Consider the following 16,569-nt stretch of genomic DNA (forward strand, 5'->3'; position numbering starts at 1 on the left):
GAAGAATTCTTTACACAGGCATTTTAATCATTTTTAAATCAATTAGTTTGGACTCCTCATACCCTATTGATAGATAACCAAACACTCCTCCTGAAGATTCTGCGACTTTCTTAGCAATATCTCTCATTGATTCTACAAACTGGCCTGCCCATCTTTTATCCAGTTTTGGTATAATATCATTCAGCTTTCCCAACTCCTCAATAATAATTTTACTTCTTACTTCCGGATCTGAAGGATAACTTTCTAACAAATCATCTAATATCGATTCAAAATTAGGTGCCACCCAGTTATAGTAAGAGATGAGTTCAATTCTAGCTCTCTTCTGTTTCATTTTAGTAAGCGCTATGGCTTCCTGCAATTCTCTGTTACTTATATGTTCATCTGCTCCTGCAATTAGGATAGTAATCATTGCTGGTGTTTTCTCAAATAATCCGATTTCAGTTTCGGAAAGACTTTTAAATTCAGGTATCATGATTTAGTTTTAATTTTGAGAAGCAATATAATCAATCACCTAAATTTTTGCTTTGAAGGAGGAAATTAAATTACTCTTTTCGATTAATCCTGGGTTTAGTGACACGGAGATTTCTAAATTGCCGATACTTAGCTAAACAGGAAAATCCTTATGATGATTAATAGCTTCTATTTGATATTTATGATGGTTTAAATGAGAATTGAAGAACTCCAGCATTTGCGTTACTGTCATTTTTCCTACTGCAGGATGATTGAAACTGAAATAATTCAACTTCTCATCAGGATAGGAAGATAAAACTGACCTCATTTCCTCTCTTAATTGGTTCCACTGATCCAAAAACACTTCAGCATCAGGAGATAAATCAAATTTCCCTTTACTTTGCTCTAAAACTTTTGGGGCTTTAAACTTCTTTTTTGAATTGAGTCTGTTTACTACCAATATGGTATTTAGTCGGCTTTTCAATCCAAGCTTAACATCCTTCCTGCTAAAATCAAAATTCTTTACGAAATTGATTGACAATTTTTCGGAAGTGTAAAGATGGTGCATGACTTCCATCATCGACCAACTTTCGGGTGTTGGTTTAAAAGCTAACTGTACCGGATTAAAAACTTTTAACAAAGCATCATAATATTCTTTATTCGATTCAATTCTCCGGAAGTACTTCTCAATTTTGGAATGCATACATCTTAATTTTTGTGCCAGCAATTTAGAAAAATTTATGGAAGGATATAAAAGTTGATAGCATCTTTAAAAGTAATGATTAACTACAATTAATCCTGATTAAGTTCATCATAATAATAAGAAGTCCGAAGATTAAACTATGGCTTAAAACATACATTAATTTATATATTTAATACAATTAATTTTAAATACAAATTCAACTAACAATATAATTAATCTAATATTATCCTATGATTCAAAATTCAAAATTATTACTAATACAGTAAATAATAAAACATCACTTTACTAATATCTATATATTATGAACTGATCGTAAATCTCAACTTAAACAACTAAAATAAACTTCGATTGGCCATCATAACTTCTGTAGATAATAAATAAATTTAACAAAGAAGTCTCTACATAAAAAGGATATAACAGCAACAAAAAAGTTGGCCTCACAATTAAAACTATAAGTAATTCAACCTTCAATAGTCTACCCCAATTTTTAGCAAAAGTAATGGCAAATCTCCCATGAACAGTATATGTAATTATAAGCTAAAACAGCGCTGAGATTTTAACAGATATAATTAAGATTAACCTCTTGAAAGCAGGAGAAAAAAGTCCACACCTATCTTATATCAAATCTATTTCCACCCTTGAAAATCCCCACTTATAAACTTTACAAAATATCACCTGCAAGACAAATACAAGCTGTAATTGAAATGCACAACTACCAATCTCAGAAAAGACAATTCCATTATAATTTCAGGACCACACAAAAGAAAATCATTGTTACTAGCCGAAAAAAAATAATTTTAAAACAAAATTAGAAAATATTATTTTTCTAATAATCATTTCAAAAAACAAAACTCTTTACCTTAAAGTAAAATCCTCCTAACTGATTCCTTCGAATACTTAGGGCTAAAAGTAATTCATATATTATATTTCAAACACCCTTAAAATAATTATATATCAAAAATCTTTCATTTACTAAGAAAAACTTACAAATAGCTTATCATCATGTGTAATATATGATTTTACAAGAAGGAAATTCATGTTCTCTTCATAAATAAAATTCGTAAAATTAACCTCAGTAATAAATTATAATTTACTTTAATTAAATCTATTTTTATATCTGATTTTTAAGAATTTAAACTAGTCAATCAAAAATTAACTTTAGGTATAACCTATTAACCAAATTTAATTTGGAACTACCATTTTCAACCTATCTTCTTGTATTTTGAGCGTAAATTACAATTTATTGATAAATAGAGCCTACAAATTTAAATAATCACATTATAAAAATTTAGAAATATAGGACATGTAATAGCCATCACATGTTAGTTTATATCCCAGAGAATACTAACATCCTAATTTATACCAAAAATTACTAAATTCAATAATTTAATTTAACAAAGAATATGGAAAAATATTTTAGGTAGATTTTATTAAAAATTGCCCGTACTTCTTCCCTCTTATAATTATTAAAGCCCACAACATTTTGCTATTTGATCAGGTTTATTTTGTTTAGCCTTTTCAAATAAACAGCCAATGAAATTTCAAAATATTGATCAGTACAAGCAACATTTTTCTAAGCTCATCCAAAAGGAAAGAGCAGCTGAAATGGACTTTCATCTTAATGAAATTATGTTGCTTAGTGGCAAGCAAAGAGAGCAAAAAGGAAGGGCAATTTTATTATTGAGTGGCAACGATTCCGGCACTGGTATTGGAGGATCTTTTCTGGTGAAATTTGTAAGAGGAGAAGGCCTGCCTGACAACCAGATTTCCATTGGTGATATAGTGATTGCTTCAAAGGAAAAACCGACAGGAAAAGAAGACCAGGGAACAGTGGTTGAAAAGACGGCCAGAAGCATTACCGTAGCTTATTCTAAGAGCCCGGACTATAACCTATATGGCAGAAATCTCAGACTGGACCTCTTTTCCAATGATATCACTTTTCAAAGAATGTTAGAAGCGATTCATTCGCTTACCATCAAATCAAATTTTCACTCAAGGTTAATCAACTTTTTTGAATTTATCGAAGAAAGTGATTTAAGCAATAATTACTCAGAAGAAAAAGGAAATCTAAATAAAAGTCAATTACTAGCTATACAAAAATCATTAAATATTAAGGAAGTTTCACTTATTCACGGCCCTCCCGGAACGGGAAAAACCACGACTCTCTCCTACTTGATCCAGGCTTTTCATCAACAAAATAAAAAGATCTTAATCACTGCTGCTTCCAATACAGCGGTTGATAATATTTTAGAAAAGTGTATAAAATTAGGTATTCCCTCTCTCAGAATTGGCAACCCCGCTCGAGTAGATGAATCACTTTTGGCACACAGTCTGGATGTACAGTTACAAGACCATCCGGATTACCAACAAGCAAATAGCCTTTGGAACCAGGTGCAGATTCAGAAGAAAGAACAGGACGAATTAGTACCTGCTACAGGTCAGAACAGACGTGGACTTTCAGATGAAAAGATCATTCAACTGGCAAATTCTAAGTCCAATTATAGAGGAATTCCATCCGGTAAGCTACGGAAAATGGCTAAATGGATCTCCATTCAGAGAAGCATTAATAAAAGCTATGATGAGGCCAGAAAATTACAACTGAAGGCAATTGAAGATATTATTGAACGCACAGCAGTAGTATGTGCCACCAACTCCTCATCGGGAAGTGACTTATTAAAAGACACGCAATTTGATGTAGTTTGTGTAGATGAAGCCACTCAGGCAACGGAGCCTGAATGTCTTATTCCCCTCCTAAAAGGTAAACAATGGATTTTAGTGGGTGACCATCATCAGCTACCTCCTACTGTTAAATCAAGTGAAGCTGAAGCATTAAAGATCAGTTTATTCGAGAGATTATTGGATCAGATTCCACAAGACTGGGTTAGTCTCCTGAAAATACAATACAGAATGCATGAAAACATCATGAGATTCTCAAATGAGACATTCTATCACTCAAAATTGATAGCGCACCCTACTGTCAGCAAGCATACTTTAGCGGACCTGCCTGGTTTTACTCCTTTTTTATCACTTAAGCAGCAGATAAATGAAGCGCTCAATCCCGGAGAACCTGTCGTTTTTATGGAGTATACTCAAGGAAATGAACAACAATTACCTGATAGCTTTTCCTATTTTAATCTGCTGGAAATAAAAAAAGTGGCTGAACTCACAGATGCCCTGCTATCGTCCCGACTTTTTCCTGAAGACATTGGTATTATTTCCCCTTATGAACAGCAGGTGAACAGGTTGAAGCAAAGACTAACAAATTACGGAGTAGAGATTAAAACCATAGACGGCTTTCAGGGCAGGGAGAAAGAAGTAATTATTTTAAGTCTCGTTCGTGCTAATAGTGAAGGATCTGTTGGCTTTTTAAGGGATTACAGAAGATTAAACGTAGCTTTAACCCGAGCAAAGCGAAAACTGATAATCATTGGTCATGCAGGCACTCTGAAATCTGATCCTGTTTATAAAAAGCTCATCAATTCAGTCCCGATAATTAATGCTGACTCAATACTATAAAAGGCTCTATTCGGCAACTATATGAGACCTGACTTAATTTAATAAACAATTCAGGAATACTCAACCTTTATGTATAATTTGATCTTACAACCCATATAAATGCTTCAATTTACTATCCATTACGGACTGCATTTTATCTTCCCTCTTTTAATTGCCTATTTGTACAGCAAATCAGAATGGAAGAAGGCCTACTTCACTTTAATAGCTACTATGCTGGTAGATTTAGATCATCTTTTTGCTCAGCCCATATTTGATCCTGACAGGTGTAGCATAGGTTTTCATCCATTGCATTCGGAATATGCTATCCTTATCTATTTCTTTCTTTTATTTCCCAAAAGAAGCAGATTAGTAGCCATTGGACTACTCATGCATATGGTAACTGATTATATCGATTGTTTCCTTTGAAATCAACTGGTTAAAACGGAAAGAATATAGGAATTAAGAATGTCGCCAAAAGCCAAAAAGTAAGATTGAGAACAATCCCAACTTTAACAAAATCCGTGAAACGATAGCTTCCCGCAGTGTAAACCATGGTATTTGTCTGGTAGCCAATAGGTGTCATAAAGCTGGCTGAAGCAGCAAAAGTAACCGCCATTAAAAAAGGCGTGGGACTCAAACCTAAATTAATACTTATAGCTATGGCAATAGGTGCCATTAGAGCGGCAGTAGCATTATTGGACATCACCTCAGTCAGAATTGCTGTAATGATATACAAGCCGCTCAAAATCACCACCGGGCCATGGTTTCCTAATTTATGAATTAAACCTGATGCAATGGTCTTATCTAAGCCGGTGTTATTGAGAGCTACACCTAGACTGAGTACACCAGCCAGCAGAAAAACAATCTTCCAATTGATGGCTTCATACACCTCACGCATATTAAGTACTTTCAACATTACAAGCGATATGACTCCTGCAATTACTGATATCACAATATCTACTACTTCAAAAGTTGCCAGCCCAATTACAATAGCCAGCACAGACAATACTATTAAAAATTGTCGCTTATCGAAATCCAGTACTTTATCAGCAGAAAGCAAAGCAAATGGTGCATTTTGCTGTGTTTCCTGCTTCTTCAGTTCTTTTACATAGTGGGATTTTACCTCAGAAAGCAATACATCACCAGCTTTGAGTTTTACATCATACAAATCCTCATGCAATACCTCATCTCTATGTCTGATAGCCAAAGGAGAAGCTCTGAAACGTCTCCTGAAATCCAGCTCACGGAGGTTTTTACCGTCAAATTCAGAATTAGAGGAGATCACCATTTCTACTAATGAAGACCCTTTACCTTTCAGGTTATCGCCTGCCATTTTCACTGAAGAACTATCTAAAATTTTTGCTCTGCTTTTTAATTCCTTAATATTGGAGAGATTACATCTAACCTTCAGTACGTCATCCGCATGTAATACAAAATCACCAGGAGGTAGACTATACCTGGTTCCTTTCCGCTGCACTTCCAAAATATCTATCTTAAGATCGTTTACTAACGGACTTTCCATAATTGTTTTACCGATGGAATCTGTATTGTCCTGCAGCTCTATCTCGGTAAGATAGTCTCGCATTCCAAATTTCTCCTCTAAATCTTCATTCTGTCTGTTTTTGGGTAGAATTTTGATACCGATAAAAAGCATATACAAGGTACCCACTGCTACCAACACCAAACCGAAAGGAAGCAATTGAAACATACTAAAACCTTCCAGTCCGGCCTGAACTGCAATTCCCGAGACCAGTACATTGGTAGAAGTACCAATATAAGTACAAGTTCCTCCAAAAATAGAGGCAAAAGAAAGCGGAATCAGCATTTTTGAGGGGCTTACTCCTGTGCTCTTAGCTATTTGAATCACTACGGGTATGAAAACTGCAACCACTGGGGTATTATTGATAAAGGCTGAAATTAATGCAATCAATAGCATCATTAAACCTAAACCTAATTTGAAGTTGGCTTTAAAAATATCCGCCAATTTATAAGCCACAAATTGAAGAGCGCCTGTTTTCAGCAATGCTGCACTCATTACAAACATAAAAGCTACAGTAATGGTAGCTGGGTTACTAAATCCGGCAATTCCTTGTAAAGGTGTGATTACCCCAACCAATACAAGCGAGCAAATGATGAGTAAGGCAATGAGATCTACAGGTAGTTTTTCAGAGATAAAAAGGATGATTGCGCCCAGTATTACTGCAATAGTGGCTATAATTGAGTAGTCCATTCAGCTAAAAAGTTCTATAAGATAATTTGCACAAAAAAAATCATTAAAAATCATAAATCCTACTAAACCAATAGGATTTAATTTTAAGTGAAATTATAACCTATTAATGAGACAACCTTCTAATCTTTGAAAATGAACTTTATAAAATAATTAAAAGCTAATCCTGCAAGGAGTTGAGAAATTTGAACGGTTTAGCATCACTGTTTACCAATGCCTGCCGGCTCTGAAATTGTTGTTTAGCTTCTCTGAAAGCTTTTTGTTTATCCTTAGGGAATAAAGAGCGGAAACTGTTCAAATTAGCTATGTTATCAAAGACAAATGCTTGTCTGGAACTACTTTTTATGCCTATCATTTCACTAATTTCTTCCCCAAGAAGATACTCCATTAGCATATCTGCTGAAAATTTAAGAGGCAATTCCTGACGGTTTACATAATCTTGCAAGCTTTTAGCTAATACTCTACCTTCTTCTGATGGACGGAAGTTTCTTTCAGCCATTTTCTTTTCCAGAATAAAGGCCGAATGGTTATCTTTTGGCAGTAGGGCATCGTCCAGTCCCAGCAATTTTCCTATTTCATTCCAATACAAAATGAATTCTTTTGCCTTTTGGGGAGAAATGTTAAACCCCAGTTTACGCAAGCCACGAATATTAATTAATGAAAATGACAGATTTGTGGCAGCCATGTCCTCCTGATTTACAGGTAATCCCCATGCCCTTTCCCACCGATCAGAATTTTTTAAATGATAGCGAATAGCCGCATGCATTAAGCGTACTTTTGCGATGCTGATAAAGCCTTTTCCCTCGTTCTTAAATGCTGCAGGCTCAGACACATCAAATACAAATTCTGCTGTTTCCATCAGCCTCCTTTCAGGGTTTTCAATAATTCTACGGGAAAAACTCAATACTTTGGCACCATCGGCTGCTGCATAGCAATAAGGTAAAGAGAGCAAGCCAAGACATAACATAATTTCCGTTGTATACTCCTGAAAAAACACAGAACCCTTTTCAATAATTTTAGCATCAGGCTGGTAGGATTTCACCTTTATAAAATATTGCTTTAGTGCTTCAGGAAACTCTTCGGGGATTGGCTGATGATTAAATTGCAATGTATTGTAAGTTTCACTCTGATGAGGATGAAAACCAACTTTAAACAATGCTTCCACAGTTTGATCAGCCAAAGGGTCCCCTATTTGCCTGAATTTCTCTAATTGTTCGTTGGGATATTGTATCTGCTTATTTTTCACAAACAGGTAACTAAGTAGAAGGAGAAATGATTTAAAAAAGTATAATTTTTTAAGCCGAGGATTCTACTTATTTCAATATATAACCAAAATATCTTTATAAGATATAAAAGGTTTATTTATTATAGTATCAAATATCTATTATCATGTGTTCTCAAATATTATATTACTTTTGAGTGTAAATAAAAAAAAATGAAATTTATACTTATAATTTTTGCCTTAACATTATCATTTAACTCCATAAGCCAAAATATCTTAATTAAGAAAAATGGGGAAGAAATACCCTACAAAAAACATAATATATATGGTAAAAATGTACAGTTAAAACTCGCTGACAAGACATCTATTATCATTCCAGCTTCTAAGATTGCAGGGACTTATTCCATTGATAAGGATTTTTTTCTATATATGAAAAGTCTACCTCTCAACGATAATTTGATTTGGCAATTTGTTGCGCAAATTAATGATGGCCCAATCAAAATTTATCAGGATGTAGAGCTGGCAAGTTTTGTAATGCACACTGGCTCGGGAACAACTAGCACCACAACTCCAAAAACTATCTACTATGTTGAAAAAGATAGTGAAATATATAAATCTTCAAAATCTGGTATATTTAGTTCAAATAAAAAGCTAACCAACAAATTGAAGAAATTTGTTGATACCGATAGTATTGCATTAAGAAAGGTTAACTCTCATTACTTTAAGAATAGAATTGATCAGATACTAGAAATTGTCAACATCTACAATATAAATGCAATAAACAAAAAGAACAAAGCATACTCCGACTCCTCAAAAAACAATGTTATAATTCAAAGAAATAAAAGCAATCAGTCTAAAAATGATATTCAAATTAAATTAAATGATACATTAATTTCTTTAAATAATTGGGGAGAGCAAGAAGTCTTACTTTCTACTTCAGAACCATATAAGCTTTGTGTTTCCAGTGGCAATATTGAAAAGTGTACTTTGATACAAGCTTCTAAATACTATAGAAAAATATATGAAGTAGGACTCAGTAAATGGCTTGATATCAATATCGAACTATTAGTACCAAGAAAATAATTTATTTCTCCATATCGCTCAGTTGTATATTCAATGCCTTTACACTGATTTGAATTTCTATAATTGAAAGTGCTAAAGAGATCATTAGTAAAACCAGTGAAAGTCCGAAAATGAGACTCCCTGCGAAATTAAACTCCTGGTAGATCACAAACATACTGAGCACACATAAAAACAGTGCAGCAATCCCCATTAATTGCATGTTTTTGATCAGTGTGAGCCTTCTTCTTAAATTAGAAATTTGTGCTTTTGTTTTAGGAGTAGGAGCTTCTACGTATTGCGCACTCAAATTTCTGATTAATGCGGCTATTGCCAGAAACCTATTGGTATACGCTAAAAGTAACAATGAAATAGCCGGAAACAATAAAGCTGGAGTGGTTAAGGAGATTTGCATATTATGAGTACAAAGTATAGAGTATAGAGTATTGAGATATAAGACTTAAGATTAAAGATTAAAGATAAAGAAAATTGGGATTACTAATAAGCTCCCCTCAGATTTTGAAATGGACTATAAAGGAGGTTGATGAAGATTGAGAAGAGGTCTGTGAGCCACAGACCTAGGTGTATAATCAACTAAACTTTCTAGTTGCCTTAATAAAATAATAGATAAAATAGGAATTAATAATTCTACTAAAAAAATCTAGTACTAATATCCATCCGTTTCCTTCAGTAGGTAATTTATGCAAGGGGTTTAGCAGATAGAAATACTGCCCAAATGAAATTCCTATACCATCAAAATTTTTCCAAGGCCAGACAAATACCAAATCATTGTATCCAATAAGAATGAAAAGAGTGAATATAAGAATGTGTACAGAAAATAGCCATATTACAGGGCGGACATAACTTAATCCAAAATCGCTAAACCATTTATTAGTTCTTAATAAAAGTATATCCCAACAGTCTAAATTTTTATCAAGCAATGAAACTTTTAGATTCGTCTTCATTTCATGATTATAGAATTTCAAAGAAGATAATTTATCACCACTTTTCTCAGATAATAATTTTAGTTGGCGGTATTGTTCGGAAAGTGATCTAAGTAATAAAGTACCGTATATTTTATCCTTTCCTAGAAGCTGATAATTAGGATATAATAAATAATTCTCAGGCCAAAGAATATTGAAAAAATATGCGGTTGTAATTATTGAATCTTTGAAGCTAAGTTTCGAATCTGTAAAATCAATATATGAAAGTACAAATCCATCCAAATTCTGTTTAGTAAAATCGCAGTCACCTTTGAAGTTTAACTCCATTAAAAATTTTGAATTAGAAAAAGTTATTTCTTGGAAAGTAAACAAATTAGAAAAATTAACTCCAGAAATTAAAAGGTTATCACCAGTTACATTTATAAATCTAAAGAATTCAATAGACAATCCGTTTATGATTTCTAATTGTAAAAATCTAGAATATTCTATTTTTAATTCCTTATAATTCCCTCCTGATAGTTTAAAATAATCTACTCTTGATTTGATTATAGAGAAATTACTGCTATAACTTATAGGTTGATCTATTTGAATGTTAAGAAAAGATGATCGTTTCATTTCAAAATTATCTAAGCCACATGATTTCATCAGAAAATCACCAGTATTTTGGCAATGATTAATATATGCATGCATAAATTTTGTCTTCGTAGCTTTGAAATTAAAACCTTCTCCGCAATTCATTAAAGAAATCTTTTTGATCGGCTGACATTCTCTAATAGAAATGCTTGATTTTTGTGTGCCATTAATTATTATCTCATTACCAAATGTGCATGTTTTAAGATTTACAAATTCAACTGAATCTTCTTCTTTTAAATCAATATATAAAGACTCAAACTCACATTCGAGAAAATTTAAATCAAGTGGAGATTTTCTGTTGATTATAGAATTTCTATCTAACCAAATATCTCCACGAAATTCTATATTTTCAAACTTTTCCTGGCCTTGAGTTATTAACTTGCTCAACTCTTTGAGATTTAACTTCTGCTTTTTATCCATTTTGAGCTTATTTTAAATATGTGAATTTAATTTAACTAAAATCGAAAACATATAAGCTATCAAAATTTGAAAAGAATTATCAGTCTAAATGACTGTAGAAAAATCAAAAAAGTACCAATGACATCCCAACTGCTTACCCACCCAAGGTCTGTGGCTCACAGACCTTAATCTGCACCGGTTAGAAAACTTTTCTATAATCCGTTAACATATTAAAATCATCGATACCTGTTTCATAAAATTTAGCAGATGACCACTTATAATCTTCAGGAAAAGAAGCTAAATTCCACTTATCTTGTAGAGGATTGAGATGAATGTACTCTATTTTCTGCTCCACTTTAAATTTACTATCCATTAATATTGCTAATGGGTCACGTTGCCATATTCTAAATTGTCTCTCCTTTTCTTTAACCTGAAAATATGGTAAAACTTTATGGTGATTTTCTTTCAAGTCCTTTATTATTAAATGGGCCGTTACTTTATTGAAGCTGGCATGAGGCATTTCTTTTCCATTTAACTTGTTCAATCGCCATACTAAGTGGATGTGATTAGGCATTATAACAAATGAATAAAGAGTAATTAATCCTTTATCAACCAATTGCTTCAGGCTATCTGTAATAATTTGCTTATACTTATCACGTGCCAAAAGCTTCTTCCAGTCTTTAATGGTGCAGGTCCAAAAATATATCTCACCAAGGCTCATGCGAGAATTTCGAGGTTTGGTGAATAGATTGTTAGACATAGGTAATAACTGGTTGAACTGATAAATATAGTAAAATTTGCTTGAGAAGAGGTCTGTGAGCCACAGACCTCGGGTAAACAAATGAATAAAGAGTAATTAATTCTTTATCAACCATTTGCTTCAGGCTATCTGTAATAATTTGCTTATACTTATCAGGTGCTAAAACCTTCTTCCAGTCTTTAATGGTGCAGGTCCAAAAATATATCTCACCAAGGCTCATGCGAGAATTTCGGGGTTTGGTGAATAGATTATTAGACATAGGTAATAATTGGTTGAACTGATAAATATAGTAAAATTTGCTTGAGAAGAGGTCTGTGAGCCACAGACCTCGGGTAAAAAAGGCTTGTTGAGGAAGCCTAATAAGAAGTCTACAAGCCACAGCCTTGGGTAAACAAATGAATAAAGAGTAATTAATTCTTTATTAACCAATTGCTTCAGGCTATCTGTAATAATTTGCTTATACTTATCACGTGCTAAAAGCTTCTTCCAGTCTTTAATAGTGCAGGTCCAAAAATCATATCTCACCAAGGCCCATGCGAGAATTTCGGGGTTTGGTGAATAGATTGTTAGACATAGGTAATAACTGGTTGAACTGATAAATATAGTAAAATTTGCTTGAGAAGAGGTCTGTGAGCCACAGACCTTGGGTAAAAGAGTAATTAATTCTTTATTGACCAATTGCTTCAGGCTATCTGTAATAATTTGCTTATACTTATCACGTGCTAAAAGCTTCTTCCAGTCTTTAATAGTGCAGGTCCAAAAATATATCTCACCAAGGCTCATGCGAGAATTTCGGGGTTTGGTGAATAGATTATTAGACATAGGTAATAATTGGTTGAACTGATAAATATAGTAAAATTTGCTTGAGAAGAGGTCTGTGAGCCACAGACCTTGGGTAAAAGATAACAAAAAAGGAGCCTCCCAGCTCCTTTCTTCTTTACTCTTTATCTAAAATCTATGTTCTAGATTCTAGTATCTTCAAATTACATGTTTCGTCTGTATTGGCCTCCTATCAGCCATTAGTCGGATCTTCGGCCAATCCTTCACATGTTTCGTCTGTATTGGCCTCCGACCTCAAACAGCGCACTTGTTATCTGCCCTAGTGAGCAATATTTAGTGGCTTCCATTAGCTCTGCAAACATATTTTCATTTCTAATAGCTGCTTTCTGGATGCTGTCGATATGCGCTTTGGCCTCATTCTCAAATCGTCCGTTAAGTAGGTTAAGCGTTTCAATCTGGTATTCTTTCTCTTCCGTTGTTGCCCTGATGACCTCTCCCGGTGTTACAGTAGGCGATCCTTTAGAGTTCAAGAAAGTATTTACTCCAATAATTGGATATTCGCCTGTATGCTTTAAGGTTTCATAATACAAGCTTTCTTCCTGGATTTTACCACGCTGATACATGGTTTCCATAGCGCCCAATACTCCACCTCTTTCTGTAATTCTATCAAACTCTTTCAGCACGGCCTCTTCTACTAACTCGGTCAGTTCTTCAATAATAAATGAGCCCTGAATTGGATTCTCGTTTTTGGCTAAGCCTAACTCCTTATTAATGATTAACTGAATAGCCATTGCCCTCCTTACTGAATTCTCAGTGGGTGTAGTAATGGCTTCGTCATAAGCATTGGTGTGCAGAGAGTTACAGTTATCATAAATAGCATATAAAGCCTGTAAAGTGGTTCTGATATCGTTGAAATCAATCTCCTGTGCGTGTAAAGAGCGACCAGAAGTTTGGATATGGTACTTCATCATCTGGGCACGTGCATTAGCTCCATACTTTTGCTTCATGGCTTTCGCCCAGATTTTTCTGGCTACACGGCCAATTACAGCATATTCGGGATCTACTCCATTACTGAAGAAGAAGGAAAGGTTAGGACCAAATTCATTGATGTCCATTCCTCTGCTGAGGTAATATTCCACATAAGTGAATCCGTTGGCTAAGGTAAATGCTAGCTGTGTAATTGGGTTGGCTCCTGCCTCAGCAATATGGTAACCGGAAATAGAAACAGAGTAGAAATTTCTCACCTTTTCAGTAATGAAATACTCCTGTACATCTCCCATCAATCGCAAGGCAAATTCCGTGGAGAAAATACAAGTGTTTTGCGCCTGATCTTCTTTTAGAATATCCGCCTGCACCGTTCCACGCACAGTAGCCAAAGTATCCGCTTTAATTTTTTCATAAACGTCCTTAGGAAGTACTTTATCTCCGGTAATCCCCAGTAACATCAAACCTAAACCATCATGACCTTCCGGCAAATCACCTCTGTAGGCTGGTCTGTTACCCTTTTCAGCGAAAATCTTTTCTATTTTCTGATTTATCTCATCTTCCAGTCCGTTTTCTCTGATGTATTTTTCACACTGCTGATCAATAGCGGCATTCATAAAGAAGCCTAACAGCATAGGAGCAGGACCATTAATTGTCATAGAAACAGACGTCATAGCACTAGCCAGATCAAAGCCTGAATACAGTTTTTTGGCATCATCCAGGCAGCAAATACTTACACCGGAATTACCGATTTTACCGTAAATATCAGGTCTGTAATCAGGATCATTACCATACAATGTAACAGAATCGAAAGCTGTAGAAAGCCTTTTGGCCGGCATGTCCTTGCTAAGGTAATGAAATCTTTTATTGGTTCTCTCCGGCCCACCTTCTCCAGCAAACATTCGGGTAGGGTCCTCTCCTTCCCTTTTAAAAGGATAGATTCCTGCAGCATAAGGGAATTCTCCCGGAACATTTTCCTGTAAGCTCCATCTTAATAAATCTCCCCAACTTCTGTACTTAGGCAAGGAAACTTTGGGAATCTGTGTATGGGAAAGAGATTCAGTGTGCGTATCAATTTTGATTTCTTTATCCCTTACTTTAAAGGTGTACACTGCTTCTGTATATTTTTTTACTTTTTCATCCCACTCTTCTATCAAAAGCTTATTTTTAGGATCGAAATTCAGTTCTTCTTTGGCATAAGCTTCTTCCAAACCTTTTATCAATCGGTCTTTGTCTTCAATGGAAGATTCTTTCAATGTATTGATGGATTTCCGATAACCATACAGCTTATCTGCCACTTCTGCCTGTTGTGCCACCCACTCATCATAACCACGGTTATTCTCTGAAATTTCAGAAAGGTAACGGGTTCTGTTAGGCGGGATAATAAACACTTTTTCAGACATCTCATCAGTAATCTCAAAATTAGATTTCAGATCAGCCCCTGATTTTTCTACTACTTTATCAATAAGAGATTTGTATAATGCATTAGTACCCGGATCGTTAAACTGAGAGGCGATAGTACCGAAAACCGGCATGTCATCCACCTTGGCTTCCCATAATCCATGGTTACGCTGGTACTGCTTTTTCACATCGCGTAAAGCATCCAATGCTCCGCGCTTGTCAAATTTATTGAGCGCGATGATGTCGGCAAAATCCAACATATCGATTTTCTCCAGTTGTGTGGCAGCCCCATATTCAGGAGTCATTACATACAACGAGGCATCAGAATAATCTAAAATTTGCGTATCTGACTGGCCTATTCCTGAGGTTTCTAATATAATTAAGTCGAATTTAGCGGCTTTCAGGATACTAACTGCATCTTTTACGTATTTGGAGATAGATAAATTGCTTTGGCGTGTTGCTAATGAACGCATGTAAACCCGCTCATTATTGATGGCATTCATTCTGATTCTGTCTCCTAAAAGAGCACCACCGGTTTTCCTCTTAGATGGATCCACAGAAATAATTCCAATTTTCTTGTCTTTAAAATCAATCAAAAACCTTCTTACCAATTCATCCACTAAGGAAGATTTTCCCGCCCCACCGGTTCCTGTAATTCCTAAAACTGGTATTTTAATTTTCTCTACTTTCTCACGAATAGCTTTGAGCTCTACATTTCCATCTTCAGGGAAATTTTCAGCTGCTGATATTAATCTGGCAATAGATTTCACATCCTGCTGATCAATATGCCCTACTTCTCCATTGAGATTATTACCTAATGGATAATCACTTTGCTTTACCAAATCATTGATCATTCCCTGTAGGCCCATTTCACGTCCATCATCAGGCGCATAAATACGAGTTATGCCGTAATCATGTAATTCCTTAATTTCATCTGGCAAAATTACTCCGCCTCCGCCACCAAATATTTTGATATGTCCGGCACCTCTTTCCTTCAATAAATCATACATGTATTTGAAGTATTCGGTGTGTCCACCCTGGTAAGAGGTCATGGCGATCGCTTGTGCATCTTCCTGAATAGCTGTGTTTACCACTTCTTCCACGCTTCTGTCATGCCCCAGGTGAATTACTTCACAGCCTGTCGACTGGATAATCCTTCGCATGATATTGATGGCCGCATCGTGCCCGTCAAATAAGGAGGCGGCAGTAACGATACGAACATTATTTTTTGGTTTATAAGGAGCTACAGTTTGATGTGCAGACATAATTTTTTATCGATTTTTAAATGAGAATACGAATTTACAACAATAATGATAAAGAATAAAGATTGTTTACAAACTATCATTCGTTAGGCAAGTAATTAATTAAAACTACCTGCATATTAATTGCAAACGTTTGTAATTGGAAATGGATTTGATTATTCTTTTGGAGTTAATGAAGCCTGCACCTGACCTGAGAAATTCAGGAGAGATTGGTGGTTATTGAGACACAACCCAAGTCCATGAGGTAATC

General features: G+C 34.9%; 13 protein-coding genes. 3 read left to right on the top strand and 10 right to left on the bottom strand.

Translation table 11 applies throughout. The features are described from left to right. Window positions 1–10 precede the first annotated feature (10 nt). Both IEV85_RS16800 and IEV85_RS16805 read right to left on the bottom strand, forming a co-directional pair. Entirely contained in the window at window positions 11–472 is a 462-nt protein-coding gene (locus tag IEV85_RS16800) for a hypothetical protein (protein ID WP_188465574.1), read from the bottom strand. A 132-nt stretch (window positions 473–604) separates the two neighbouring features. Then, the gene (locus IEV85_RS16805; RefSeq protein WP_188465575.1) at window positions 605–1,153 is read right to left on the bottom strand and encodes a DinB family protein; all 549 of its coding nucleotides are present in this window, start codon (window positions 1,151–1,153) and stop codon (window positions 605–607) included. A 1,533-nt stretch (window positions 1,154–2,686) separates the two neighbouring features. Here IEV85_RS16805 and IEV85_RS16810 point away from each other — a divergent pair. Both IEV85_RS16810 and IEV85_RS16815 read left to right on the top strand, forming a co-directional pair. Beyond that, window positions 2,687–4,669 (top strand): IGHMBP2 family helicase, encoded by a 1,983-nt coding sequence (locus IEV85_RS16810; protein ID WP_188465577.1) that lies wholly within the window; start codon window positions 2,687–2,689, stop codon window positions 4,667–4,669. 99 nt (window positions 4,670–4,768) lie between these two features. Further along, the gene (locus tag IEV85_RS16815) at window positions 4,769–5,074 is read left to right on the top strand and encodes a DUF6122 family protein (protein WP_188465579.1); all 306 of its coding nucleotides are present in this window, start codon (window positions 4,769–4,771) and stop codon (window positions 5,072–5,074) included. Window positions 5,075–5,084: 10 nt separating this feature from the next. Here IEV85_RS16815 and IEV85_RS16820 read toward each other — a convergent pair whose 3' ends face one another. Together IEV85_RS16820 and IEV85_RS16825 are read right to left on the bottom strand one after the other, a co-directional pair. Next, the gene (locus tag IEV85_RS16820; RefSeq protein ID WP_188465581.1) at window positions 5,085–6,878 is read right to left on the bottom strand and encodes an SLC13 family permease; all 1,794 of its coding nucleotides are present in this window, start codon (window positions 6,876–6,878) and stop codon (window positions 5,085–5,087) included. Between the two features lie 157 nt (window positions 6,879–7,035). After that, window positions 7,036–8,121 carry an oxygenase MpaB family protein gene (locus IEV85_RS16825; RefSeq protein WP_188465583.1) on the bottom strand — a complete coding sequence of 362 codons (1,086 nt, stop codon included), beginning with the start codon at window positions 8,119–8,121 and terminating at the stop codon, window positions 7,036–7,038. 189 nt (window positions 8,122–8,310) lie between these two features. On the opposite strand from IEV85_RS16825, the gene IEV85_RS16830 reads away from it, so the two are divergent. Next, on the top strand, window positions 8,311–9,180 hold the full coding sequence (locus tag IEV85_RS16830; protein ID WP_188465586.1) for a hypothetical protein: 870 nt from the start codon (window positions 8,311–8,313) through the stop codon (window positions 9,178–9,180). A gap of 1 nt (window position 9,181) precedes the next feature. Here the strand turns inward: IEV85_RS16830 and IEV85_RS16835 are convergent, their stop codons facing one another. From IEV85_RS16835 to IEV85_RS16855, 6 genes are all read right to left on the bottom strand, one after another. Then, the gene (locus tag IEV85_RS16835; protein ID WP_188465587.1) at window positions 9,182–9,571 is read right to left on the bottom strand and encodes a DUF2721 domain-containing protein; all 390 of its coding nucleotides are present in this window, start codon (window positions 9,569–9,571) and stop codon (window positions 9,182–9,184) included. Between the two features lie 175 nt (window positions 9,572–9,746). Next, window positions 9,747–11,153 carry a hypothetical protein gene (locus IEV85_RS16840; RefSeq protein WP_188465590.1) on the bottom strand — a complete coding sequence of 469 codons (1,407 nt, stop codon included), beginning with the start codon at window positions 11,151–11,153 and terminating at the stop codon, window positions 9,747–9,749. A gap of 178 nt (window positions 11,154–11,331) precedes the next feature. Continuing rightward, a complete protein-coding gene (locus IEV85_RS16845) occupies window positions 11,332–11,892 on the bottom strand; it encodes a transposase (protein ID WP_229712630.1) in 561 nt (186 codons plus the stop codon). After that, window positions 11,885–12,112 carry a hypothetical protein gene (locus tag IEV85_RS16850; RefSeq protein ID WP_229712631.1) on the bottom strand — a complete coding sequence of 76 codons (228 nt, stop codon included), beginning with the start codon at window positions 12,110–12,112 and terminating at the stop codon, window positions 11,885–11,887. The genes IEV85_RS16845 and IEV85_RS16850 overlap by 8 nt, the downstream gene beginning before the upstream one ends. Next, complete coding sequence (locus tag IEV85_RS24915) at window positions 12,109–12,714, bottom strand: hypothetical protein (RefSeq protein WP_229712632.1); 606 nt, start codon at window positions 12,712–12,714, stop codon at window positions 12,109–12,111. The genes IEV85_RS16850 and IEV85_RS24915 overlap by 4 nt, the downstream gene beginning before the upstream one ends. Window positions 12,715–12,935: 221 nt before the next feature. Further along, window positions 12,936–16,322 carry a methylmalonyl-CoA mutase family protein gene (locus IEV85_RS16855; protein ID WP_188465593.1) on the bottom strand — a complete coding sequence of 1,129 codons (3,387 nt, stop codon included), beginning with the start codon at window positions 16,320–16,322 and terminating at the stop codon, window positions 12,936–12,938. Window positions 16,323–16,569 lie beyond the last annotated feature (247 nt).

This window comes from Marivirga lumbricoides, assembly GCF_014636295.1.
GTDB lineage: Bacteria > Bacteroidota > Bacteroidia > Cytophagales > Cyclobacteriaceae > Marivirga > Marivirga lumbricoides.